The 23,450-nt window shown below is 60.0% G+C and carries 23 protein-coding genes and 1 pseudogene; 18 read left to right on the plus strand and 6 right to left on the minus strand.

The annotated features are described in order from the left end of the window. The first annotated feature begins 21 nt into the window (after nt 1-21). Nucleotides 22-1,746 (plus strand): ABC transporter ATP-binding protein/permease, encoded by a 1,725-nt coding sequence (locus tag LQ249_RS05295; protein ID WP_232566243.1) that lies wholly within the window; start codon nt 22-24, stop codon nt 1,744-1,746. 198 nt (nt 1,747-1,944) lie between these two features. Here the strand turns inward: LQ249_RS05295 and LQ249_RS05300 are convergent, their stop codons facing one another. Continuing rightward, the gene (locus LQ249_RS05300; protein WP_003171734.1) at nt 1,945-2,382 is read right to left on the minus strand and encodes a YhcB family protein; all 438 of its coding nucleotides are present in this window, start codon (nt 2,380-2,382) and stop codon (nt 1,945-1,947) included. A 147-nt stretch (nt 2,383-2,529) separates the two neighbouring features. Here LQ249_RS05300 and LQ249_RS05305 point away from each other — a divergent pair, with 147 nt between their 5' ends. The 3 genes from LQ249_RS05305 (at nt 2,530) to zapE (ending at nt 5,713) form a co-directional block, all read left to right on the plus strand. Further along, nucleotides 2,530-3,159, plus strand: a complete 630-nt coding sequence (locus LQ249_RS05305; RefSeq protein WP_026139827.1) for an alpha/beta hydrolase — start codon at nt 2,530-2,532, stop codon at nt 3,157-3,159. Nucleotides 3,160-3,183: 24 nt separating this feature from the next. Next, the gene (locus tag LQ249_RS05310; RefSeq protein ID WP_104903950.1) at nt 3,184-4,539 is read left to right on the plus strand and encodes a tryptophan--tRNA ligase; all 1,356 of its coding nucleotides are present in this window, start codon (nt 3,184-3,186) and stop codon (nt 4,537-4,539) included. A 79-nt stretch (nt 4,540-4,618) separates the two neighbouring features. Further along, nucleotides 4,619-5,713: a cell division protein ZapE gene (gene zapE, locus LQ249_RS05315; protein ID WP_046384701.1), complete on the plus strand. Its 1,095-nt coding sequence runs from the start codon at nt 4,619-4,621 to the stop codon at nt 5,711-5,713. Nucleotides 5,714-5,842: 129 nt separating this feature from the next. Here zapE and LQ249_RS05320 read toward each other — a convergent pair whose 3' ends face one another. After that, nucleotides 5,843-6,763: a GlxA family transcriptional regulator gene (locus LQ249_RS05320; RefSeq protein ID WP_169850558.1), complete on the minus strand. Its 921-nt coding sequence runs from the start codon at nt 6,761-6,763 to the stop codon at nt 5,843-5,845. A 220-nt stretch (nt 6,764-6,983) separates the two neighbouring features. Between LQ249_RS05320 and LQ249_RS05325 the strand changes: the two genes are divergently transcribed. Beyond that, nucleotides 6,984-8,120 carry an acyl-CoA dehydrogenase family protein gene (locus LQ249_RS05325; protein WP_017845424.1) on the plus strand — a complete coding sequence of 379 codons (1,137 nt, stop codon included), beginning with the start codon at nt 6,984-6,986 and terminating at the stop codon, nt 8,118-8,120. Nucleotides 8,121-8,234: 114 nt separating this feature from the next. Here the strand turns inward: LQ249_RS05325 and LQ249_RS05330 are convergent, their stop codons facing one another. Further along, on the minus strand, nt 8,235-9,275 hold the full coding sequence (locus LQ249_RS05330; RefSeq protein WP_057004245.1) for an NADP(H)-dependent aldo-keto reductase: 1,041 nt from the start codon (nt 9,273-9,275) through the stop codon (nt 8,235-8,237). Nucleotides 9,276-9,523: 248 nt separating this feature from the next. On the opposite strand from LQ249_RS05330, the gene rplM reads away from it, so the two are divergent. From rplM to LQ249_RS05370, 8 genes are all read left to right on the plus strand, one after another. Next, a complete protein-coding gene (gene rplM / locus LQ249_RS05335; protein ID WP_010568039.1) occupies nt 9,524-9,952 on the plus strand; it encodes a 50S ribosomal protein L13 in 429 nt (142 codons plus the stop codon). Between the two features lie 14 nt (nt 9,953-9,966). After that, the gene (gene rpsI / locus LQ249_RS05340; RefSeq protein WP_003171743.1) at nt 9,967-10,359 is read left to right on the plus strand and encodes a 30S ribosomal protein S9; all 393 of its coding nucleotides are present in this window, start codon (nt 9,967-9,969) and stop codon (nt 10,357-10,359) included. A gap of 266 nt (nt 10,360-10,625) precedes the next feature. Beyond that, entirely contained in the window at nt 10,626-11,219 is a 594-nt protein-coding gene (gene petA / locus LQ249_RS05345; RefSeq protein WP_026139825.1) for a ubiquinol-cytochrome c reductase iron-sulfur subunit, read from the plus strand. Then, nucleotides 11,219-12,430, plus strand: a complete 1,212-nt coding sequence (locus LQ249_RS05350) for a cytochrome b (RefSeq protein WP_017845421.1) — start codon at nt 11,219-11,221, stop codon at nt 12,428-12,430. The genes petA and LQ249_RS05350 overlap by 1 nt, the downstream gene beginning before the upstream one ends. After that, a complete protein-coding gene (locus LQ249_RS05355) occupies nt 12,430-13,209 on the plus strand; it encodes a cytochrome c1 (RefSeq protein WP_017845420.1) in 780 nt (259 codons plus the stop codon). Before LQ249_RS05350 ends, LQ249_RS05355 begins: the two co-directional genes overlap by 1 nt. A gap of 146 nt (nt 13,210-13,355) precedes the next feature. After that, on the plus strand, nt 13,356-13,973 hold the full coding sequence (locus LQ249_RS05360; RefSeq protein WP_010568030.1) for a glutathione S-transferase N-terminal domain-containing protein: 618 nt from the start codon (nt 13,356-13,358) through the stop codon (nt 13,971-13,973). Nucleotides 13,974-13,990: 17 nt separating this feature from the next. Beyond that, entirely contained in the window at nt 13,991-14,410 is a 420-nt protein-coding gene (locus LQ249_RS05365; protein WP_017845419.1) for a ClpXP protease specificity-enhancing factor, read from the plus strand. A gap of 158 nt (nt 14,411-14,568) precedes the next feature. Further along, the gene (locus LQ249_RS05370) at nt 14,569-15,318 is read left to right on the plus strand and encodes a FadR/GntR family transcriptional regulator (RefSeq protein WP_017845418.1); all 750 of its coding nucleotides are present in this window, start codon (nt 14,569-14,571) and stop codon (nt 15,316-15,318) included. Here the strand turns inward: LQ249_RS05370 and LQ249_RS05375 are convergent. The 3 genes from LQ249_RS05375 to LQ249_RS05385 all read right to left on the minus strand — a co-directional run bounded on the left by LQ249_RS05375 (nt 15,315) and on the right by LQ249_RS05385 (nt 17,289). Further along, nucleotides 15,315-15,509, minus strand: a complete 195-nt coding sequence (locus LQ249_RS05375; protein WP_227778786.1) for a hypothetical protein — start codon at nt 15,507-15,509, stop codon at nt 15,315-15,317. The two genes, LQ249_RS05370 and LQ249_RS05375, sit on opposite strands and share 4 nt — an antisense overlap. A 139-nt stretch (nt 15,510-15,648) precedes the next feature. After that, a complete protein-coding gene (locus tag LQ249_RS05380; protein WP_057004246.1) occupies nt 15,649-16,011 on the minus strand; it encodes a hypothetical protein in 363 nt (120 codons plus the stop codon). Between the two features lie 114 nt (nt 16,012-16,125). After that, complete coding sequence (locus LQ249_RS05385; protein ID WP_046384695.1) at nt 16,126-17,289, minus strand: hypothetical protein; 1,164 nt, start codon at nt 17,287-17,289, stop codon at nt 16,126-16,128. A 223-nt stretch (nt 17,290-17,512) separates the two neighbouring features. Here LQ249_RS05385 and kdgD point away from each other — a divergent pair, with 223 nt between their 5' ends. The 5 genes and pseudogenes from kdgD (at nt 17,513) to garD (ending at nt 23,381) form a co-directional block, all read left to right on the plus strand. Beyond that, the gene (gene kdgD, locus LQ249_RS05390; RefSeq protein WP_017845414.1) at nt 17,513-18,424 is read left to right on the plus strand and encodes a 5-dehydro-4-deoxyglucarate dehydratase; all 912 of its coding nucleotides are present in this window, start codon (nt 17,513-17,515) and stop codon (nt 18,422-18,424) included. Nucleotides 18,425-18,478: 54 nt separating this feature from the next. Then, complete coding sequence (locus LQ249_RS05395; protein ID WP_169881206.1) at nt 18,479-19,924, plus strand: aldehyde dehydrogenase family protein; 1,446 nt, start codon at nt 18,479-18,481, stop codon at nt 19,922-19,924. 99 nt (nt 19,925-20,023) lie between these two features. Then, nucleotides 20,024-20,134 (plus strand): annotated as a pseudogene (locus tag LQ249_RS31595) (hypothetical protein); the annotation flags it as partial. A 316-nt stretch (nt 20,135-20,450) separates the two neighbouring features. After that, nucleotides 20,451-21,815, plus strand: coding sequence for an MFS transporter (locus LQ249_RS05400; RefSeq protein ID WP_046384693.1), 1,365 nt, complete (start codon nt 20,451-20,453; stop codon nt 21,813-21,815). A gap of 12 nt (nt 21,816-21,827) precedes the next feature. Further along, nucleotides 21,828-23,381 carry a galactarate dehydratase gene (gene garD, locus LQ249_RS05405; protein ID WP_193040872.1) on the plus strand — a complete coding sequence of 518 codons (1,554 nt, stop codon included), beginning with the start codon at nt 21,828-21,830 and terminating at the stop codon, nt 23,379-23,381. The last annotated feature ends 69 nt before the right edge of the window (nt 23,382-23,450 follow it).

Consider the following 23,450-nt stretch of genomic DNA (forward strand, 5'->3'; position numbering starts at 1 on the left):
ATTTCCTACCGAGCCTGAACGATGAATCAGAACGCTGAGTATTCCGCGGTCAACGACGCGGTGCGTGGGCACTTTTTTCGCCGAACCTGGGCGATGATCACGCCCTATTGGCGCAGTGAAGAAAAGGGAAAGGCATGGTTGCTGTTGTTGGCGGTGATTGGTTTGTCGCTGTTCAGCGTCGCGATCTCCGTGTGGATCAACCACTGGTACAAGGATTTCTACAACGCCCTGGAACATAAGGACACGGCGGCCTTCTGGCAACTGATCGGCTATTTTGGCGGCATCGCTGCGGTGGCCATCCTCGGTGCGGTTTATCGCTTGTACCTGACCCAGATGCTGACCATCCGCTGGCGGGCCTGGTTGACCGAAAAACACTTCGCACGCTGGCTCAGCGACAAAAACTACTACCAGCTGGAGCAGGGCGGTTACACCGATAACCCGGACCAGCGGATCTCCGAAGACCTCAATAACTTCACCTCCAGCAGCTTGAGCCTCGGCCTGGGCCTGCTGCGCAATGTGGTCAGCCTGGTGTCGTTTTCGATCATCCTGTGGGGTGTGTCGGGCAGCATCGAAGTGTTCGGTATCACCATTCCCGGCTACATGTTCTGGTGTGCATTGCTCTATGCCGCTGTGGGCAGTTGGCTGACGCACCTGATCGGGCGTCGCTTGATCGGGCTGAACAATCAACAACAACGCTTCGAGGCGGATTTGCGCTTCTCGATGGTCCGGGTCCGCGAGAATGCCGAGAGCATTGCCTTGTACAACGGCGAGCCCAACGAAAATCGCCGTTTGAGCCAACGCTTCGGCCGGGTCTGGCATAACTTCTGGGACATCATGAAAGTGTCCAAGCGCCTGACTTTCTTCACCGCCGGCTACAGCCAGATCGCAATCATCTTCCCGTTCATCGTCGCCGCGCCGCGCTACTTCACCGGCAAGATCGAGCTGGGCGAGCTGATGCAAATCAACTCGGCGTTCGGCAACGTCCAGGAGAACTTCAGCTGGTTTATCGGCGCGTACACGGAGCTGGCCAGTTGGCGCGCCACCAGTGATCGTCTGCTGAGTTTCCAGCAGGCCATGGGCGATAACGAGCAGCGCCCTGCGGCCATCGACGTGCGCCCGGAAGGCGAGCGCCTGGTGGTAGAGAAGCTCGGCATGGACCTGGCCGATGGCCGCCACTTGCTCGCCGGCGCCGACATGGTCGTCGAGCCGGGCCAGCGCCTGATGCTCAGCGGGCGTTCCGGCAGCGGTAAAAGTACGTTGCTGCGTGCCATGGGCCAGCTGTGGCCGGCGGGCCATGGCAGCATCCGCCTGCCGGAGGCGCGTTACCTGTTCCTGCCGCAGAAGCCGTATCTGCCGATCGGCACGTTGAAGGCCGCGTTGAGTTATCCACAGGACGACGGCGTGTACATGGACGAACGTTATGCACAGGTCCTGGAAACCTGCCGCTTGCCGCATCTGGTCGCGCGGCTGGACGAAGCCAACCACTGGCAGCGCATGCTCTCGCCCGGCGAGCAACAGCGCCTGGCCTTTGCCCGTGCGTTGTTGTTCGCACCGCAGTGGCTGTACATGGACGAAGCGACATCGGCCATGGATGAAGAGGATGAGGCGACGTTGTACCAGGCGTTGATCGATGAGCTGCCGGGGCTGAGCATCGTCAGCGTCGGCCATCGCAGCAGCCTCAAGCGCTTCCATGGGCGGCATGTGCGGATCGAAAGCGGCCACCTGCAAGAACAACCCGTGTCCTGAGGGCCGTACTCGGTCAGTGTGGGAGGGAGCTTGCTCCCGATAGCAGTGTGTCAGTCAGCCTATATATCAACTGATCCGCCGCTATCAGGAGCAAGCTCTCTCCCACAATGGCATCCCCGCTGGTCTGGAGATTGAGGCCCAACAAAAAGCCCGGCTGATCATCGATCAGCCGGGCTTTTTTACAGCGCCTGAAAAGACTTACTTCTTCAAGCCGTAATGCTCATCCAGCATGCCAGGGGCGTTCGGCGTTTTTGGCGCGTAGTCCCGTGGCGGCTCCTGGTTTTCCCGTGGCGGGGTCAGGCGTTCCCGTGGGGTTTGCGGTGCATCGGAATGCAGCGCGGCCAGCAGGCGCTGACGGGTGATGTCGTCGAGCGCCAGGCGGTTGGCGCCGTCGGCGAGGTGATCCTGTACTTCCTGGTAGCTCTGGGTGAGCTTCTTGACCAGGGTCGCGGTGCTGTTGAAGTGGGTAACAACCTCGTTCTGATAACTGTCAAAACGTTCCTGAATGTCATCCAACTGACGCTGCGTGCGGTTAGGCGCGGCATTCGGCAGCAAGCGAGCAACCAGGAATCCAATGGCGACACCGGCAACCAGGGCAAGAGTCGGCAACAACCAAACTAAGAGCGAGTGTTCCACGAGTCCTTCCTCTATAAACGGCTTTGCTTTACGTTAACGGCTCGGACCTGCGCTGTATACCGCGATTAAGCTCGCAATGATGCCATGCACAGACTTTTAGCTAGACGAGTCGACCCTTTGAGAGGTCACGGAGTTCATTCCTTGCTCATGCGTGAAACCCCTGTTTTGATCGATGGCCCGGTAGGCCAATTGGAAGCCCTGTACCTGGATCAGCCCGCGCCACGTGGCCTGGCGCTGATCTGCCACCCTAACCCGGTGCAGGGTGGGACCATGCTCAATAAAGTTGTTTCGACCCTGCAACGCACCGCCCGCGATGCCGGTTTGATCACCTTGCGATTCAATTACCGTGGCGTCGGTGCCAGCGCCGGCACCCATGACATGGCCAGCGGTGAAGTGGACGATGCCGAAGCGGCCGCCACCTGGTTGCGCAAGAAACACCCCGACCTGCCGATCACCTTGCTCGGTTTTTCGTTTGGTGGCTATGTCGCCGCCAGCCTCGGCGGTCGTCTGGAAGCCAAGGGCGAAAAGCTCGCGCACCTGTTCATGGTCGCCGCCGCGGTGATGCGCCTGGGCGATGCCGACCTGCTGCCGCAGAACTGCCCGCTGACCCTGATCCAGCCGGAAACCGACGAAGTGGTCGACCCGCAATGCGTCTACGACTGGTCCGCCGCCCTGAAACGCCCCCATGAGCTGCTGAAAGTGGCAGAATGCGGACACTTTTTTCATGGCAAGCTCACCGATCTCAAGGATCTGGTGCTGCCGCGCCTCTCGAATTGATAGCAGTCTGATAAGCGATTACCCATGACGACTCGTACCCGTATCCTCACCGGCATCACCACCACCGGCACGCCGCACCTGGGCAACTACGCCGGTGCGATCCGCCCGGCGATCCTTGCCAGTCAGGACGCCAATGCCGACTCCTTCTACTTCCTGGCCGACTACCACGCCCTGATCAAATGCGATGACCCGCAGCGCATCCAACGCTCGCGTATGGAAATCGCCGCGACCTGGCTGGCCGGTGGCCTGGATGTGAACCGGGTGACGTTCTATCGCCAGTCCGACATTCCCGAGATCCCCGAGCTGACCTGGCTGCTGACCTGCGTCGCCGCCAAGGGCCTGCTCAACCGCGCCCATGCCTACAAGGCGTCGGTGGACAAGAACGTGGAAAACGGCGAAGACCCGGATGCGGGCATCACCATGGGCCTGTACAGCTACCCGGTGCTGATGGCGGCGGACATTTTGATGTTCAACGCGCACAAGGTGCCGGTGGGCCGCGACCAGATCCAGCACGTGGAAATGGCCCGCGACATCGGCCAGCGCTTCAACCACCTGTTCGGCAACGGTAAAGAGTTCTTCACCCTGCCCGAGGCGGTGATCGAAGAAAGCGTCGCCACCTTGCCGGGCCTGGACGGTCGCAAGATGTCGAAGAGCTACGACAACACCATCCCGTTGTTCACCAGCGCCAAGGACATGAAAGACGCGATCTCGCGGATCGTCACCGACTCCCGCGCGCCCGGCGAAGCCAAGGACCCGGACAATTCGCACCTGTTCACCCTGTACCAGGCGTTTGCCAGCAAGGCCCAGGAACAGGAATTCCGCGCCGAGTTGCTGCAAGGCCTGGGCTGGGGCGAGGCGAAGAACCGTCTGTTCCAACTGCTGGACGGGCAACTGGGTGAAGCCCGTGAGCGTTACCACCAATTGATGTCGCGCCCGGCGGACATGGAAGACCTGCTGCTGATCGGCGCCAAAAAAGCCCGCGCCGTGGCCGCGCCGTTCCTCGCCGAGCTGCGCGAGGCCGTTGGCCTGCGTTCGTTCGTCAACCAGGCCGCGGCGCCGGTCAGCACCAAGAAAAAGGCCGCGAAAGCCGCGCGCTTCGTGAGTTTCCGCGAAGACGACGGCAGCTTCCGCTTCCGCCTGCTGGCGGCCGATGGCGAGCAACTGCTGCTGTCGCGCAACTTTGCCGACGGTAAAACAGCTGGTGCGGTGACCAAGCAATTGCAAAGCGGCGCCGCGCTGGACGTGCGCCCTGAAGCCCTGAGCTTCAGCGTATGGCTGGACGACGCTGCGGTTGCCGACAGCGCGCCATTCGCCGACACCGCGTCGCGCGATGCCGCCATCGAAGCCCTGCGCGTCGCGCTGACCCCCCTCGAGGATTAACCCGACCAAGGGTTGATTGCCATTATCCGGGGCCGTCGTTACAGTGACGGCCCGTTTTTGTTGCCTTGCTAACGAAATTATGACGCCCCTAGAACGATATCAAGCTGATCTGAAACGCCCTGAATTCTTCCATGACGCGGCCCAGGAAACGGCGGTGCGTCATTTGCAGCGTCTGTACGAAGACCTGGTCGCGGCCTCGCAGAGTAAGCCAGGGATGCTCGGCAAGCTGTTTGGCAAGAAAGACCGCACGCCGGTCAAGGGCCTGTACTTCTGGGGCGGCGTGGGTCGCGGCAAGACCTACCTGGTGGACACCTTCTTCGAAGCGCTGCCGTTCAAGGAAAAGGTCCGCACGCACTTCCACCGCTTCATGAAGCGCGTCCATGAAGAGATGAAAACCCTGCCGGGCGAGAAAAACCCGTTGACCATCATCGCCAAGCGGTTCTCCGCAGAGGCGCGGGTGATCTGCTTCGATGAGTTCTTCGTCTCCGACATCACCGACGCCATGATCCTCGGCACCCTGATGGAAGAGCTGTTCAAGAACGGCGTGACCCTGGTCGCCACCTCGAACATCGTGCCCGATGGCCTGTACAAGGACGGCCTGCAACGCGCGCGCTTCCTGCCGGCCATTGCGCTGATCAAGCAGAACACCGAGATCGTCAACGTCGACAGCGGCGTCGATTACCGCCTGCGGCACCTGGAGCAAGCGGAGTTGTTCCACTTCCCGCTCAACGACGCGGCGCAAGATAGCCTGCGCAAAAGCTTCCGCGCCCTCACGCCGGAATGCACCCAGGCGGTGGAAAACGACAAGTTGATCATCGAAAACCGCCAAATCATCGCGCTGCGTACCTGCGATGACGTGGCCTGGTTCGACTTCCGCGAACTGTGCGACGGCCCGCGCAGCCAGAACGACTACATCGAACTGGGCAAGATCTTCCACGCCGTGATCCTCAGTGGCGTGGAGCAGATGAGCGTCAGCACCGACGACATCGCGCGCCGCTTTATCAACATGGTCGACGAGTTCTACGACCGCAACGTCAAGTTGATCATCTCGGCGGAAGTCGAGCTCAAGGACCTCTACACCGGCGGTCGCTTGAACTTCGAATTCCAGCGCACCCTGAGCCGCCTGCTGGAGATGCAATCCCACGAGTTCCTGTCGCGGGCGCACAAACCCTAAGCACGACGCAGTAAAAAGTGTGGGAGGGGGCTTGCCCCCGATAGCGGTGTATCAGTGCCAGATGTACTGACTGATACACCGCTATCGGGAGCAAGCTCCCTCCCACATTTTGTCTCTGTACAGCCCTGATTACGCGGCTTGCTGGAACTGCTGGCGGTACTGGTTCGGTGACAGCTCGGTGTGCTGCCTGAACAGCCGCGCAAAGAAGCTCGCATCGTCGTAGCCCACCTCATAACTGATGGTCTTGATGCTCTTGCGGCTGCCCGAGAGCAGCCCTTTCGCCGTCTCGATGCGCAAGCGTTGCAGGTAATGCAGCGGCTTGTCGCCGGTGGCGGTCTGGAAGCGGCGCATGAAGTTGCGGATGCTCATGCCGTGCTCCCGGGCCACGTCCTCGAAGCGGAACTTGTCGGCGAAATGCTCTTCGAGCCAGTGCTGGATCTGCAGGATGATCACATCCTGGTGCAGCTTCTGCCCGCCGAAACCGATCCGTCCCGGCGAATAGTTGCGCTGCACTTCGTAAAGAATATCGCGGGCCACGGCCTGGGCGATGTTGGCGCCGCAGAAGCGTTCGATCAGATAGATATAGAGGTCGCAGGCCGAGGTGGTGCCGCCGGCGCAGTACAGGTTGTCGGCGTCGGTCAGGTGCTTGTCCTGGTTGAGCTGGACCTTGGGGAAGCGCTCGCTGAAGGCAGTGAAGAAACGCCAGTAGGTGGTCGCCTCCTTGCCATCGAGCAGCCCGGCTTCGGCCAGCCAGAACACCCCGGTCGCTTCGCCGCAGAGCACCGCGCCGCGGGCGTGCTGTTCGCGCAGCCACGGCAGCACTTGCGGGTAGCGCGTACTCAGGGCATCGAAGTCATCCCAGAAGGCCGGCAGCACGATGATGTCGGCGTCTTCCAGGCCGCCGTCCACCGGCATGATCACATCACTGAAGCTGCGCACCGATTGCCCGTCGGGGCTGACCAGGCGCGTTTCGAACGCTGGGGTCAGGCCCAGGCCTTGTTGTTTGCCGTAACGCAGGCTGGCGAGGTGGAAGAAATCCTTGGCTTGCATGAGGGTGGAAGCGAACACCCGATCAATGGCCAAAATGCTGACGCGCCGCAAGGGCGTGGAGATTTGGTTAGACATAATTTCATTTATTCTTATAGGGGAAAGTGGTCACCAGACGGCTGGATCGTCTTATTTTTTGTCGCATGTGTCCAGTGTCCTGTGACGCCTTCGCGGCATAGGCTCTGTGGTTCGTCTTTGTCCGACAATCCACGCAGGTGACCTCATGATCCCCAGAACGTTGTTCAGCCCGGAACACGAACTCTTCCGCCAGAGCGTGCGTACCTTCCTTGAAAAAGACGCTGCGCCGTTCCATGCGCAATGGGAGAAGCAGGGCTATATCGACCGTGCGCTGTGGAACAAGGCCGGCGAGGCGGGGATGTTGTGTTCCCATCTGCCGGAGGAGTACGGCGGCCTGGGCGCGGACTTTCTCTACAGCGCGGTGGTGATCGAAGAGATCAGCCGCCTGGGCCTGACCGGCATCGGTTTCTCCCTGCATTCGGACATTGTCGCGCCGTATATCCTGCATTACGGCAGTGAAGCGCTGAAGCACCAATACCTGCCCCAATTGATCTCCGGCGAGAAGGTCACGGCCATCGCCATGACCGAGCCGGGCGCCGGGTCCGACCTGCAAGGGGTCAAGACCACGGCGGTGCTGGACGGCGATGAGTATGTGATCAACGGCTCCAAGACCTTCATCACCAACGGCTTTCTCGCCGACCTGGTGATCGTGGTCGCCAAGACCGACCCCAAGGCCGGCGCCAAGGGCACCAGCCTGTTCCTGGTGGAGGCCGCTACGCCGGGCTTCGACAAGGGCAAGCGCCTGGAAAAGGTCGGCATGAAGGCTCAGGACACCTCGGAGCTGTTCTTCCAGGATGTCCGTGTGCCCAAGGAAAACCTGCTGGGCCAGGCGGGCATGGGCTTCGCCTACTTGATGCAGGAGCTGCCGCAGGAGCGCTTGACCGTGGCGATTGGCGCGCTGGCGTCAGCCGAAGCGGCGCTGCAATGGACCCTCGACTACACCCGTGAGCGCAAGGCCTTCGGCAAGGCGATTGCCGACTTCCAGAACACCCGCTTCAAATTGGCGGAGATGGCCACCGAGATCCAGATCGGCCGCGTGTTCGTCGATAAGTGCCTGGCGTTGCACCTGGAGGGCAAGCTCGACGTGCCCACCGCCGCCATGGCCAAGTACTGGGCCACGGACCTGCAATGCAAGGTGCTCGACGAGTGTGTGCAATTGCACGGCGGCTACGGCTTCATGTGGGAATACCCGATCGCCCGCGCCTGGGCGGATGCGCGGGTGCAGCGGATTTATGCGGGGACCAATGAGATCATGAAGGAGATTATTGCGCGGGCGCTTTGATTTCGATGGTGTGGCTGAGGGCCTCATCGGGGGCAAGCCCCCTCCCACGTTTTACTGGGTTCACACGGCTAAGTGTGGGAGGGGGCTTGCCCCCGATAGCGGTCTAGAGATCAATCAAGGTGCTGGATTAGGATGATCCTTCTGAATCGCCTCAATCCCCTCCAGCACCTCTTTCGACAGTTTCAGGTCAGCGCTGGCAAGGTTGCTGTCCAGTTGCTCCAGGCTCGTCGCACCAATGATGTTGCTGGTCACGAACGGCTGCTGCGTGACGAACGCCAACGCCATCTGCGCCGGGTCCAGGCCGTGTTTGCGGGCCAGGGCCACATAACGGCTGCACGCTGCTTCCGACTGCGGGTTGAAATAGCGGCTGAAGCGGCTGTATTCGGTCAGGCGGGCTTTTGCCGGGCGCGCACCGCCTTCGTATTTGCCGCTGAGCATGCCGAATGCCAGGGGCGAATAAGCCAGCAGACCGCACTGTTCGCGAATGGCGATTTCCGCCAGGCCCACTTCAAAGCTGCGGTTGAGCAGGTTGTAGGGGTTCTGGATCGACACCGCGCGGGTCCAGCCGCGGGCTTCGGCCAGGGCGAGGAACTTCATGGTGCCCCACGGCGTTTCGTTGGACAGACCGATGTGGCGGATCTTGCCGGCCTTCACCTGCGCGTCCAGCGCTTCGAGGGTTTCCTCCAGCGGCGTCAGGTCGTCTTCGTCCTTGTGCTTGTAGCCCAGCTGGCCGAAGAAGTTGGTGCTGCGCTCCGGCCAGTGCAACTGGTAGAGGTCGATCCAGTCGGTCTGCAGGCGCTTGAGGCTCGCATCCAGGGCTTCGACGATGTGCTGGCGGTTGTGGCGCAGGTGGCCGCCGCGGATATAGTCGATGGTGTTGCCGGGGCCGGCGATCTTGCTGGCGAGAATCCAGTCGGCGCGGTCGCCGCGGCTTTTGAAGTAATTCCCGATGTAGCGCTCGGTGGTGGCATAGGTGTCGGCCTTGGGTGGCACCGGGTACATTTCCGCCGTGTCGAGGAAGTTGATCCCCGCGGCCTTGGCCCGTTCGATCTGCGCGAAGGCCTCTGCCTCGCTGTTCTGCTCGCCCCAGGTCATGGTGCCCAAGGCTATCGCGCTTACGTGCAGATCGGTACGGCCCAGCTGTCGATAATCCATCGGGTGCTCCTTCGGGGAAAACAATCATAAAAGCAGGTTGAATTTTTTTTCGCAATCTGCATAATTGCCCACCTCTTTCTGCAGTGGAAGTGATGCGCCGCCTGCCGAAGAATCTTGCCGTTGAACGGACGCGCCGACCCGAGCCCCCGATAGCGTCTGTATCCGGCTGCCTTTGACTTGTCAAAGTACGCACTATTCAGTAAGATCCGCCGTCTAATTTACAGGGCGGCCCCTGAGGCTATTAAAGAATGACAACTTTTACTGCAAAACCGGAAACAGTTCAGCGCGACTGGTTTGTCGTCGACGCCGCTGGTCAGACTCTGGGTCGTCTGGCCACTGAAGTCGCCAGCCGTCTGCGTGGCAAGCACAAGCCTGAATACACCCCTCACGTTGACACCGGTGACTACATCGTGATCATCAACGCTGAGCAGGTACGTGTTACCGGCAACAAAGCGCAAGACAAAATGTACTACCGTCACTCCGGTTTCCCAGGCGGCATCAAGTCTTCCAATTTCGAAGGTCTGATCGCCAAGAAGCCTGAGGCCCCGATTGAAATCGCGGTTAAAGGCATGCTGCCGAAGGGCCCACTGGGTCGCGATATGTTTCGCAAGCTGAAAGTCTATGCGGGCGCTGCTCACCCTCATGCTGCTCAGCAGCCCCAAGAACTGAAGTTTTAACGGAATAGTTCATTATGTCGGCGACTCAAAATTACGGCACTGGCCGTCGCAAAACCGCAACCGCACGCGTTTTCCTGCGTCCGGGCACTGGTAACATCTCGATCAACAACCGCACTCTGGACAACTTCTTCGGCCGCGAAACTGCCCGCATGGTAGTTCGTCAGCCGCTGGAATTGACCGAGACTGTTGAAAAGTTCGACATCTACGTCACCGTTATCGGTGGCGGTGTAAGTGGTCAAGCTGGCGCAATCCGCCACGGTATCACTCGCGCTCTGATGCAGTACGACGAAACCCTGCGTGGCGCTCTGCGCAAAGCTGGCTTCGTGACTCGTGATGCTCGTGAAGTTGAACGTAAGAAAGTCGGTCTGCGTAAAGCGCGTAAGCGTCCGCAGTACTCGAAGCGTTAATTCGCTTTACGTTCCACAAAAACGCCCAGCCTCCTTACGGAGCTGGGCGTTTTTTATTGCCTGCTATTTATGCATAAATTTCGGCGTGACAACTTGCCACAGCCGTAGACCCCCTATACTACAAGGCTTGGAGCTGGAGCTCCGGGTAATTCCCTTGTCAGGGGTGGGGCTTTTCATTACCATTCGGCAAAATTTTTATAAGTTCAGATTTAATACTTAGTAGACGCCTGATTTAACAGGCCAAAAAGCTGATGGGAGAGGACTGAATGAGCAATGACGGCGTGAATGCAGGCCGGCGTCGCTTCTTGGTAGCAGCCACATCCGTGGTGGGTGCTGCAGGAGCGGTGGGGGCTGCGGTCCCGTTCGTGGGGTCATGGTTTCCCAGTGCCAAGGCGAAAGCCGCAGGTGCACCGGTGAAGGTGAATATCAGCAAGATCGAGCCAGGCCAGCAGATGATTGCTGAGTGGCGCGGTCAGCCGGTCTTCATTGTTCGTCGAACGGAGGAAATCCTGGGAAATCTGAAAAAGATCGAAGGCCAGTTGTCTGACCCCAAATCTGAGTTTTCCGACCAACCCGCCTACGCCAAAAACGAAGCACGTTCGATCAAGCCAGAGATTCTGCTGCTGGTCGGGCTGTGTACCCACCTGGGATGCTCACCTACTTTCCGCCCTGAAGTGGCGCCGGTCGACCTGGGCAAAGATTGGGTCGGCGGCTATTTCTGCCCCTGCCACGGTTCGCACTACGACCTGGCCGGACGCGTCTACAAGTCGCAACCTGCTCCACTGAACCTACCCGTGCCTCCGCATAACTACGAATCTAACGACATCATTGTCATTGGCCTCGACAAGGAGAACGCGTGATGAGTAAGTTCATGGATTGGGTGGATGCGCGCTTCCCCGCCACCAAAATGTGGGAAGACCATCTCAGCAAGTATTACGCGCCAAAAAACTTCAACTTCTTCTACTTCTTCGGCTCCCTGGCACTGCTGGTGCTGGTCAACCAGATCGTCACCGGCGTCTGGCTGACCATGAGCTACACCCCTTCGGCGGAGGAGGCATTCGCTTCCGTCGAATACATCATGCGTGACGTCGAGTACGGCTCGATCCTGCGCCTGTTGCACTCCACCGGCGCCTCGGCGTTCTTCATCGTGGTCTACCTGCATATGTTCCGTGGTTTGCTCTACGGTTCGTACCAGAAGCCTCGTGAGCTGGTGTGGGTGTTCGGCATGCTGATCTACCTGGCGCTGATGGCTGAAGCCTTCATGGGCTACCTGCTGCCGTGGGGCCAGATGTCGTACTGGGGCGCCCAGGTGATCATCTCGCTGTTCGGCGCGATCCCAGTGATCGGCAACGACCTGACGCAGTGGATCCGTGGTGACTACCTGATCTCGGGCATCACCCTGAACCGCTTCTTCGCCTTGCACGTAGTGGCCTTGCCGATCGTGATTCTCGGCCTGGTGGTGCTGCACATCCTGGCGCTGCACGAAGTGGGTTCCAACAACCCCGACGGTGTGGACATCAAGAAGCACAAGGACGAGAACGGCATCCCGCTGGATGGCATCCCGTTCCACCCGTACTACACCGTGAAAGACATTGTCGGTGTCGTCGTGTTCCTGTTCGTGTTCTGCTCGATCGTGTTCTTTTTCCCGGAGATGGGTGGTTATTTCCTGGAAAAACCTAACTTCGAACAGGCCAACGCCTTCAAGACACCTGTGCATATTGCCCCGGTCTGGTACTTCACGCCGTTCTACGCGATCTTGCGGGCGATCCCCGACAAGCTCATGGGCGTAATCGCCATGGGTGCGGCCATCGCGGTGCTGTTCGTGCTGCCTTGGCTCGACCGAAGCCCGGTCAAGTCCATGCGCTACAAGGGCTGGCTGAGCAAGATCTGGCTGTGGGTGTTCTGCATTGCGTTCGTGATTCTGGGTGTACTGGGCGTACTGGCGCCAACCCCTGAGCGCACGTTGCTGTCGCAGGTTTGCACCTTCCTGTACTTCGCCTACTTCATTCTGATGCCGTTCTATACCCGGCTAGAGAAGACCAAACCGGTTCCGGAAAGGGTGACTGGCTGATGAAAAAATTATTCGTTGCATTGATGCTTGCGGCGCTGCCGCTACTGTCCTTCGCTGCCGAGCAAGGCCCTGAGTTGGAAAAAGTCGCTATCGACGTGTCTGACAAAGCGGCCATGCAGGACGGCGCACGCACGTTCGCCAACTATTGCATGGGTTGCCACAGCGCCAAGTTCCAGCGTTACGAGCGTGTTGCCGATGACCTGGGCATCCCGCACGAGGTGATGCTCGACAAGCTGGTGTTCACCGGCGCCAAGATTGGCGACCACATGAATATCGGCATGCAGCCAGCGGACGCCAAGAACTGGTTTGGCGCTGCGCCGCCCGACCTGACTTTGGTGGCGCGGGTTCGCGGCACCGATTGGCTCTACGGCTACCTGAAATCCTTCTACGAAGACCCTGCGCGTCCATGGGGCGTGAACAACGTGGTGTTCCCGAACGTCGGTATGCCTAACGTTCTGGTCGGCCTGCAGGGTCGCCAAGTGATAGGATGCAAGCAGGTTCAGGTAGTCGAGGGCGGCAAGAAGCAATTTGACCCGTTGACCGGCACGCCGCTGACACATGAAGCGTGCGATCAACTGACCATCGTGCCCAAGTCCGGCGCGCTGAACGAAGAGCAGTTCGACGAGAAGGTCAAGAATCTCGTGACCTTCCTGGCCTACTCGGCCAACCCGGTCAAACTGCAGCACCAGCGCATTGGTACGTATGTCTTGCTGTACCTGGCTTTCTTCTTCGTATTCGCTTATCTGCTCAAGCGCGAATACTGGAAGGATGTGCATTGATCCAACCGTAAGCAATTGCTGTTAATCTTGCGCGCCCAGCGGCATCTCTAACCCGTAGCGACCTGGTCATCAGGTACTACTGAGATGCTCTCTGGGCGCGCTCGTTTTTGAGCTTTCGATAATTTCAACAAGCGAGGAGGACCGCCATGGGCGTGACCAATCGGTTGGCCTGTTACTCCGACCCCGCCGACCACTATTCCCACCGAGTACGCATCGTGCTCGCAGAGAAGGGTGTCAGCGCCGAGATCATCAGTGTGGAGGTGGGTCGTCACCCGCCGAAGCTGATCGAAGTGAACCCTTACGGCAGCTTGCCCACCCTGGTCGATCGTGACCTGGCGTTGTGGGAGTCAACCGTGGTGATGGAATATCTGGATGAGCGTTACCCGCATCCGCCTTTGCTGCCGGTGTACCCGGTGGCGCGTGCCAACAGCCGCCTGCTGATCCATCGGATTCAGCGCGACTGGTGCGGGCTGGTGGATTTGATTCTGGATTCGCGCAGCAAAGAGGCGGCCCGTGTCGTGGCGCGCAAGGAATTGCGCGAGAGCCTGACGGGCGTTTCGCCATTGTTCGCCGACAAGCCTTTTTTCCTCAGTGAGGAACAAAGCCTGGTGGATTGCTGCCTATTACCCATACTCTGGCGCTTGCCGATTATGGGCATTGAACTGCCGCGGCCGGCCAAGCCGCTGCTTGATTACATGGAGCGCCAGTTTGCGCGTGAGGCTTTCCAGGCGAGTCTGTCTGGTGTCGAACGCGATATGCGCTAAGGCTTAAGGAGCCGTTGATGAACTCCAGTCGACCCTACCTGGTTCGCGCGCTCTATGAGTGGATTGTGGACAACGATTGCACCCCGCACATGCTGGTCAATTCCGAGTTTCCTGCGGTTCAGGTTCCGCAGGGTTTTGCCAGCGACGGGCAGATTGTGCTGAACGTATCGCCCAGCGCAGTGCGCCACCTGCACATGGACAACGAGGCAGTCAGCTTCGAAGGGCGTTTCGGCGGTGTGCCGCATACGCTGTACGTGCCGATTGGCGCCATCCTCGGGATCTACGCCCGGGAAAATGGCCAAGGCATGGTGTTCGATCTGGAGTCGCCTTTCGAGGATGACGAAGCGATCGACGGGGAAGACGGCGATGATGTGCCGCCACCGGATACCGAGCCACCGCGTCCAAGCGGCCGGCCGAGTCTGAAAGTGGTGAAGTAAGCGGCTTTTGCCTTCGGGCGCGGCTGAAAAATGCCTCGGCGGTTGCCGGGGCATTTTTTTGCCTGGCCGTTGTAGATGAAAGTCATGCCTGGAACGGTGATCGTACAACCGCCATGGGCTATGATGCCTGTTCAGTTCACCAAGAAAGATGACCCAACATGGAAAACACCAACACCGCCCCTCGTCTTCCCCGCAAGCGCCGCAGCCTTGCCCAGGAATTGGTCACGGTGTTGTCCGAGCAGATCCGCGACGGCCAACTCAAGCGTGGCGACAAACTGCCTACCGAATCGGCGATCATGGACGCCCATGGCGTCAGCCGCACGGTGGTGCGTGAAGCCATCTCACGCTTGCAGGCGGCGGGGCAAGTGGAAACCCGCCACGGTATCGGCACCTTTGTCTTGGATACGCCAAGCCCCAGCGGTTTCCGCATTGACCCGGCCACCATCGTGACCCTGCGCGATGTGCTGGCGATCCTGGAGCTGCGTATCAGCCTGGAAGTGGAATCCGCGGGCCTGGCCGCGTTGCGCCGCAGCGACGAACAACTGGCCGGCATGCGTGCCGCCCTCGACGCCTTGAATGAAAGCGCCGCCCATGCCGGCGATGCGGTGGCGTCGGACTTCCAGTTCCACCTGCAGATTGCCCTGTCCACCGGCAACCGTTACTTCACCGACATCATGACGCACCTGGGCACCAGCATCATTCCGCGTACCCGCCTGAACTCGGCACGCCTGGCCCAGGATGACCAGCAGCACTACATGAAGCGCTTGAGCCGCGAGCACGAAGAAATCTACGAAGCGATCGCGCGCCAGGATTCGGATGCGGCGCGGGCGGCGATGCGCTTGCATTTGACCAACAGTCGCGAGCGGCTGCGCCATGCTCACGAAGAAGCAGAGGCGCAGCGGGGTTAAGGGTAGGTCACGACCTCAAGCGCCACATCAGTGATGGGCTCGTTAAGATCGAACGGGACGGTGAGGAATCGTTTAACTACCTCGTATTGGGTAGCGGCACCTTCAAATTCGAGAATGTCTCCTTTGTAAATCACGCCATCAAAGGTGATCTGCTGTTTTTTGCCGTCCGGCATATTGAGCTCGTATTTCATGGTCTTCACACGCCAGTGTTGGAGGGTGGAGTGTTGCTTTATCTGCATGCGCAAACGGCCGTGAATACCGGTCCAGATACGTCCCCGGGGCAGGTCTGGTGCCTGCGACGAGAGCGATGCGGTGCGGATAAGCGCTGTGTCACTGCGAGACCGTTATCATCAACGGATCAGAATAGAACCTTCCCGATTCGCTGTTTATCGCGTATCGCACCTGCACCGTTTGGTTGACGAATTTCTTCAAGTCATCGGCAGCGATATCGAGCTTGAGATTCGACTCCTTCACGTAATCTTCCTTGTTGGGGTCGTACTGTCCGGCGTTCTTTTCCTGCCCTTCGGCTTCCGGGGACTCGGGGTCCGGTCCTACGATGATAGATACCTGGGCGCTTGCGGAAACCTCATTGGGCTCGGGGATGGAAAACTCTATGCGTGCGCCGCTTGCCAGGCTCACTTGAGCCGGGCAAGAAGCGTCGCCGCCGACAAGGCTCGGGGCTTTAATGGCCATGATTGAGTGCTCCTTTGCACAGAAGCCAGAGAGCCTGGCTCCTATGCGGGGTTATCGCCCTCGTTGAAAATCGGCGTAACTGTTAGAAATCACAGTCACGACAAACGGTACGGCTCAAGCCGGCGTATTGGGTGTGTAGTCCTTCAGCAGCAAGTACGTACTCCACCCCCACCAATCAGCGGTCCAGTGTTTGTCGTTCAGGTCATTCACGTCCTTGCGTCGCAGCACCTTGTCGCCTTCCATCTTGAACAGCGGCGAAAAGTTATTCGCCGGGTTCTGTGCTGCATTCAGGTCCGGCACATACAGCGGCGCCTTGAAGGTGGCCGGGGAGGGCGCGACACCGCTGATAAACGCGTCGAAGACCTCATCGGCCGACGCCTGCACGGCGCGTTTGACCTGCGCCCGGTTGGCCGCGTCGCCGGCGTCGAAATAGCGTTTATCGCCGTAGGCATGCCATTCGTCACCGACTGCATTGCGCACCTTGAGCCCGAACTTGCTGTCTTCATCGTGCATGAAGCGACTGATCAGCGAGCCCAGCTCCCCAGGCGTCACCACGGCGGCCAGCTGTTTGCGCGGCACGCGCAGGTGGCCGGCGGAAAACAGATCGGTCAAGAAGTGATCGGCAAAACTGTTCATCGCATAGGCCAGCTCCAGCGCCTGGTCGGTGCCGCTTTGATGGGCGATGACGGCTTGTTGCAGCGCCGCCGTATGCCCGGCCAGGTAAGCCGACAACGCCCATTCGCCAAAGTGGTCGGCGTTGTCCGCCGCCAGCTTCAAGTAGCGGCCCAGGGGGAACAGTGCCGAGACCGCGCTGCCGCCGCCGGTGATGCGGTTCCACTCTTCAGACAACGTATCTCCGAGCAAGGCGTAGGCGTCGTGGGCGGATTTGCCGTCCTTGATCGCCTGGTTGACCGCGTTGATCTCCTTTTGCATCACCGCCAGGATCTTGTGTGCTTCCTCCCGTGACGCCGGCAGTCCTGCCAGTGAGTTGAATGCGGCGTTAAAGCGTTGCACGCGTTCGGCAGGCGAGGCGCCATCGCTGATGGGTTGGCCCGGGATGCCATAAAAGTCACCGCCCAGGGCGATCACTTGCCCGTAAGTCAGCGCCAGGCCGTTGGGCAGGTGCAGCTCGACGAGTCGGGCGGCAATCGCCGGGGCGTCTTTGGCGAAGCGCAACAGTGTGTCGTCGCCGATGGCAGTGTGTTCACCGCCTTCGAAACGCAGGGAGGGTAGGTTTTTTGCGGGTGCTGCGGGTGCTGCGAGTTCAAGACCGGACATGTTAGCTCCTTGCTATGTCGTAGGAATCTTCCTTTATTACTGTATATATATACAGCTATTCGAGCATAGAGGAAAAAACTCCTACGTCAATGCGCTCTCTCTCAACAGGCGGTTCGATGAATTGCAGTTGACGAAATATTTTATAGTTGTACGATGACGTATGACATAAGCAAAACCAACAACAACCTTTCGCCAGAAAGTCTTTGCCCAGGGTGTTCGAATAATGAATCCACAAGAACTGAAGTCCATCCTCTCCCACGGTCTGCTGTCTTTTCCCGTGACCGATTTCAACGCCCAGGGTGATTTTCACCAGGCCGGCTATATCAAACGTCTGGAGTGGCTGGCTCCCTACGGCGCCACTGCGCTGTTCGCCGCCGGCGGCACCGGTGAGTTTTTCTCCCTCGCGGCCAGCGAATATTCCCAGGTTGTGAAGACCGCGGTGGATACCTGCGCCACCAGCGTGCCGATCCTCGCCGGTGTCGGCGGTTCGACCCGCCAGGCCATCGAATACGCTCAGGAAGCCGAGCGTCTCGGTGCCAAAGGCTTGCTGCTGCTCCCGCACTATTTGACCGAAGCCAGCCAGGACGGGGTTGCCGCCCACGTGGAAGCGGTGTGCAAGTCGGTCAAGATCGGGGTGGTGGTTTACAACCGCAACGTCTGCCGCCTGACTGCGCCTTTGCTGGAGCGCCTGGCCGAACGTTGCCCGAACCTGATCGGCTACAAGGACGGCCTGGGTGACATTGAATTGATGGTGTCGATCCGCCGTCGTCTGGGCGACCGTTTCAGCTACCTGGGCGGCCTGCCGACTGCAGAGGTTTACGCCGCTGCCTACAAGGCCCTGGGCGTGCCGGTGTATTCCTCGGCGGTGTTCAACTTCATCCCGAAAACTGCGATGGATTTCTATCACGCCATCGCCCGCGACGATCACGCCACCGTCGGCAAGATCATCGATGACTTCTTCCTGCCGTACCTGGACATCCGTAACCGCAAGGCCGGCTACGCGGTGAGCATCGTCAAGGCGGGCGCCAAAATCGTCGGCTATGACGCCGGCCCGGTTCGCACGCCACTGACCGATCTGCTGCCGGAAGAATACGAAGCCCTGGCCGCGCTGATCGACAAGCAAGGCCCGCAATAACTTATCTATAAGGCCGCTGAGCAATCAGCGGCCTTTTGCGTCAGGAGAAGATTCGTGTCCCAAGCCAAACGTTTTGAAAACTACATCAACGGCCAATGGGTGGCTGGCGCTGATTATTGCGTCAACCTCAACCCGTCGGAGTTGTCCGATGTCATTGGCGAATATGCCAAGGCGGATGTCGCCCAGGTCAACGCTGCCATCGATGCCGCCCGCGCTGCGTTCCCGGCCTGGTCGACGTCCGGTATCCAGGCTCGCCACGACGCACTCGATAAAGTCGGCAGCGAAATCCTCGCCCGGCGCGAAGAGCTCGGCACGCTGCTGGCTCGGGAAGAGGGCAAGACCCTGCCTGAAGCCATTGGCGAAGTGACCCGCGCCGGTAATATCTTCAAGTTCTTCGCCGGCGAGTGTCTGCGCCTGTCCGGCGACTACGTGCCGTCGGTGCGACCGGGCGTCAATGTCGAAGTCACCCGCGAAGCCCTCGGCGTGGTCGGCCTGATCACCCCGTGGAACTTCCCGATTGCCATCCCCGCGTGGAAAATCGCTCCGGCCCTGGCCTACGGCAACTGCGTGGTGATCAAGCCGGCGGAGCTGGTGCCGGGCTGTGCCTGGGCCCTGGCAGAAATCATCTCCCGCGCCGGCTTCCCCGCCGGTGTGTTCAACCTGGTGATGGGCAGCGGGCGGGTAGTGGGCGATGTGTTGGTCAACAGCCCGAAAGTCGACGGCATCAGCTTCACCGGTTCGGTCGGCGTCGGGCGTCAGATCGCGGTCAACTGTGTCTCGCGCCAGGCCAAGGTGCAGTTGGAAATGGGCGGCAAGAACCCGCAGATCATTCTCGATGACGCCGACCTCAAGCAAGCCGTCGAGCTGTCGGTACAGAGCGCGTTCTATTCCACCGGCCAGCGTTGCACCGCCTCCAGCCGCTTGATCGTCACCGCCGGTATTCACGATCAGTTCGTCGCGGCCATGGCCGAGCGCATGAAGTCGATCAAGGTCGGCCACGCGTTGAAAAGCGGCACCGACATTGGCCCGGTCGTCTCCCAGGCCCAGTTGGACCAGGACTTGAAATACATCGACATCGGCCAGAGCGAAGGTGCGCGGCTGGTGAGCGGTGGCGGCCTGGTGACCTGCGACACCGAAGGCTACTACCTGGCGCCGACGCTGTTCGCCGACAGCGAGGCGGCCATGCGGATCAGCCGCGAAGAGATCTTCGGCCCGGTGGCCAACGTGGTGCGCGTGGCGGACTACGAGGCGGCGCTGGCCATGGCCAACGACACCGAGTTCGGTTTGTCGGCGGGCATCGCCACCACCTCGCTGAAATACGCCAACCACTTCAAGCGCCACTCCCAGGCCGGGATGGTGATGGTCAACCTGCCGACTGCCGGCGTGGACTATCACGTTCCGTTCGGTGGGCGTAAAGGTTCATCCTACGGTTCGCGTGAGCAAGGTCGCTATGCGCAAGAGTTCTACACCGTGGTGAAAACCAGCTACATCGGTTCGTAACACTGTAAGAGCGAGCTTGCTCGCGAAAAATTTCAACGAATACGCAGGCATTCAGGGGGCACGCGGTGCCTTTGAGTTTTTCGCGAGCAAGCTCGCTCCTACAACGTTCCGTTCGGTGGCCGTAAAGGTTCATCCTACGGTTCGCGTGAGCAAGGTCGCTATGCGCAAGAGTTCTACACCGTGGTGAAAACCAGCTACATCGGTTCGTAACACTGTAGGAGCGAGCTTGCTCGCGAAAAATTTCAACGAATACGCAGGCATTCAGGGGGCACGCGGTGCCTTTGAGTTTTTCGCGAGCAAGGTCGCTATGCGCAAGAGTTCTACACCGTGGTGAAAACCAGCTACATCGGTTCGTAACACTGTAGGAGCGAGCTTGCTCGCGAAAAATTTCAACGAATACGCAGGTATTCAGGGGGGCACGCGGTGCCTTTGAGTTTTTCGCGAGCAAGCTCGCTCCTACAGGGGCGGCGTCCAGCAACACATAAATATCACCCGCAAAAAAAATAATTAGTGGGAGTACTTCTACATGCAAGCGACCAAACCGACCCATGTCCGCTATTTGATCCTGCTCATGCTGTTTCTGGTGACCACGATCAACTATGCCGACCGGGCCACCATCGCAATTGCGGGTTCCAGCCTGCAAAAAGACCTCGGCATCGACGCGGTCACCCTCGGTTACATCTTCTCTGCATTCGGTTGGGCCTACGTGGCCGGGCAAATCCCCGGCGGCTGGCTGCTCGATCGGTTCGGCTCGAAAAAAGTCTATGCCCTGAGCATCTTCACCTGGTCACTGTTCACCATATTGCAAGGCTATGTCGGTGAGTTCGGTGTCTCCACGGCAGTCGTGGCGCTGTTCATGCTGCGCTTTATGGTGGGGCTGGCCGAAGCGCCATCCTTCCCGGGTAACGCGCGCATCGTGGCCGCCTGGTTCCCCACCGCCGAACGCGGCACGGCCTCGGCGATCTTCAACTCGGCGCAGTACTTCGCCACGGTGCTGTTCGCGCCGCTGATGGGCTGGATCGTCTACAGCTTCGGCTGGCAGCACGTGTTTATCGTGATGGGCGTGATCGGCGTCCTGTTCTCGCTGGTCTGGCTGAAAGTTATCCACAGCCCGCGCCAGCATCCGCTGATCAACGAAGCCGAGTTCAATCACATCGCGGCCAACGGTGCGATGGTCGATATGGACCAGGACAAGGGCAAGGGTAAGAAAACCGACGGTCCGAAGTGGGATTACATCCGCCAGTTGCTGACCAACCGCATGATGCTCGGCGTGTACCTGGGCCAGTACTGCATCAACGGCATCACCTACTTCTTCCTGACCTGGTTCCCGGTGTACCTGGTGCAGGACCGCGGCATGACCATTCTCAAGGCCGGGTTCATTGCCTCATTGCCGGCGATCTGCGGGTTTATCGGCGGTGTGTTGGGCGGGGTAATCTCCGACTACCTGCTGCGCAAAGGCCATTCCCTGACCTTCGCCCGCAAGGCGCCGATCATTGGCGGCCTGCTGATCTCCAGCAGCATCGTGGCCTGCAACTACGTGGATATCGAGTGGATGGTGGTGGGCTTCATGGCCTTGGCCTTCTTCGGCAAAGGCGTTGGCGCACTGGGTTGGGCGGTGGTGTCCGACACCTCGCCGAAACAGATCGCCGGGCTCAGTGGCGGCCTGTTCAACACCTTCGGTAACCTGGCGTCGATCACCACGCCGATTGTCATCGGTTACATCATCAGCACCACCGGTTCGTTCAAATGGGCGCTGGTGTTTGTCGGCGCGAACGCGCTGGTGGCCGTGTTCAGTTACCTGGTGATTGTCGGCCCGATCAAACGCGTGGTGCTCAAAGAGCCGCCAAGCCAAGGGCCTGAGTTGACCAACCTTACCCAAGCGCATTCCTGAAGGGGCCGTGTGATGCAGTTGATTGAACATGCCGACTCGCCGCGCTCGATTCGTTTGCACGAGCGCGACAACGTGGTGATCGTGGTCAATGACCAGGGTGTACCGGCCGGGACCGAGTTCCCGGACGGCCTGGTGACCGTGGATTTCATTCCACAAAGCCACAAAGTGACCCTCGAAGATATCCCCGAAGGCGGTCGGATCATTCGCTACGGCCAAACCATCGGTTACGCCCTGGCGCCGATCCCGCGTGGCAGTTGGGTGCAGGAAGATCAACTGCGCATGCCCACCGCGCCGCCGCTGGACAGCTTGCCGCTGTCCACCGAGGTGCCAGCGGCCCAGGCGCCGCTGGAAGGCTTTACCTTCGAGGGCTATCGCAATGCCGACGGCACCGTGGGCACGCGCAATATCCTCGGCATCACCACCACCGTGCAGTGCGTCACCGGTGTGCTGGACCATGCGGTCAAGCGCATCAAGGACGAGTTGCTGCCCAAGTACCCGCATGTCGATGACGTGGTGGCGTTGACCCACAGCTACGGCTGCGGGGTGGCGATCACCGCGACGGATGCGTATATCCCGATCCGCACCGTGCGCAACCTGGCGCGCAACCCGAACCTGGGGGGCGAAGCCCTGGTGATCAGTCTGGGCTGCGAGAAATTGCAGGCCGGGCAGGTGATGCACGACAACGACAGTTCCGTCGACCTGAGCGAACCGTGGCTGTATCGCCTGCAGGATTCCAGCCACGGGTTTAGCGAGATGATCGAGCAGATCATGGCCCTGGCCGAGGTGCGCCTGAAGAAGCTCGACCAGCGCCGCCGGGAAACCGTGCCGGCGTCCGAGCTGATCCTGGGCATGCAGTGCGGCGGCAGTGATGCGTTTTCCGGCATCACCGCCAACCCGGCGCTGGGGTTCGCTTCGGACTTGTTGCTGCGAGCGGGGGCGACGGTGATGTTTTCCGAAGTCACGGAGGTGCGTGATGCCATCTACCTGCTGACTTCTCGTGCGCAAACCAAGGAAATCGCCGAGGAACTGGTACGGGAAATGGACTGGTACGACCGTTATCTGGCCAAGGGCGAGGCGGATCGCAGCGCCAATACCACGCCGGGGAACAAGAAGGGCGGGTTGTCGAACATTGTCGAGAAGTCCCTGGGCTCCATCGTCAAGTCCGGCAGCAGCGCGATCAACGGCGTGCTCGGCCCGGGTGAACGCTTCAAGGGCAAAGGCTTGATCTTTTGCGCCACGCCGGCCAGCGACTTCGTGTGTGGCACCTTGCAACTGGCGGCGGGGATGAACCTGCATGTGTTCACCACCGGGCGCGGCACGCCTTACGGACTGGCGATGGCGCCGGTGGTGAAGGTCTCGACACGCACGGAGCTGGCGCAGCGCTGGCCGGACCTGATCGATATCGACGCCGGGCGCATCGCCACCGGGCGTGCGACCATTGAGGAGTTGGGGTGGGAGTTGTTCCACTTCTACCTGGATGTAGCCAGCGGCAGGAAGCAGACGTGGGCGGAGCAGCACAAGCTGCATAACGACATTACGTTGTTCAACCCGGCGCCGATTACCTGAGACCGAGTCGCCGTTATCGGGGGCAAGTCGAGTCGTCGCACCGCCCCTCCCACATAGGGTCTGCGGTGT

This window comes from Pseudomonas sp. 7-41 (genome assembly GCF_021233075.1).
Taxonomy (GTDB): Bacteria; Pseudomonadota; Gammaproteobacteria; order Pseudomonadales; family Pseudomonadaceae; genus Aquipseudomonas; species Aquipseudomonas veronii.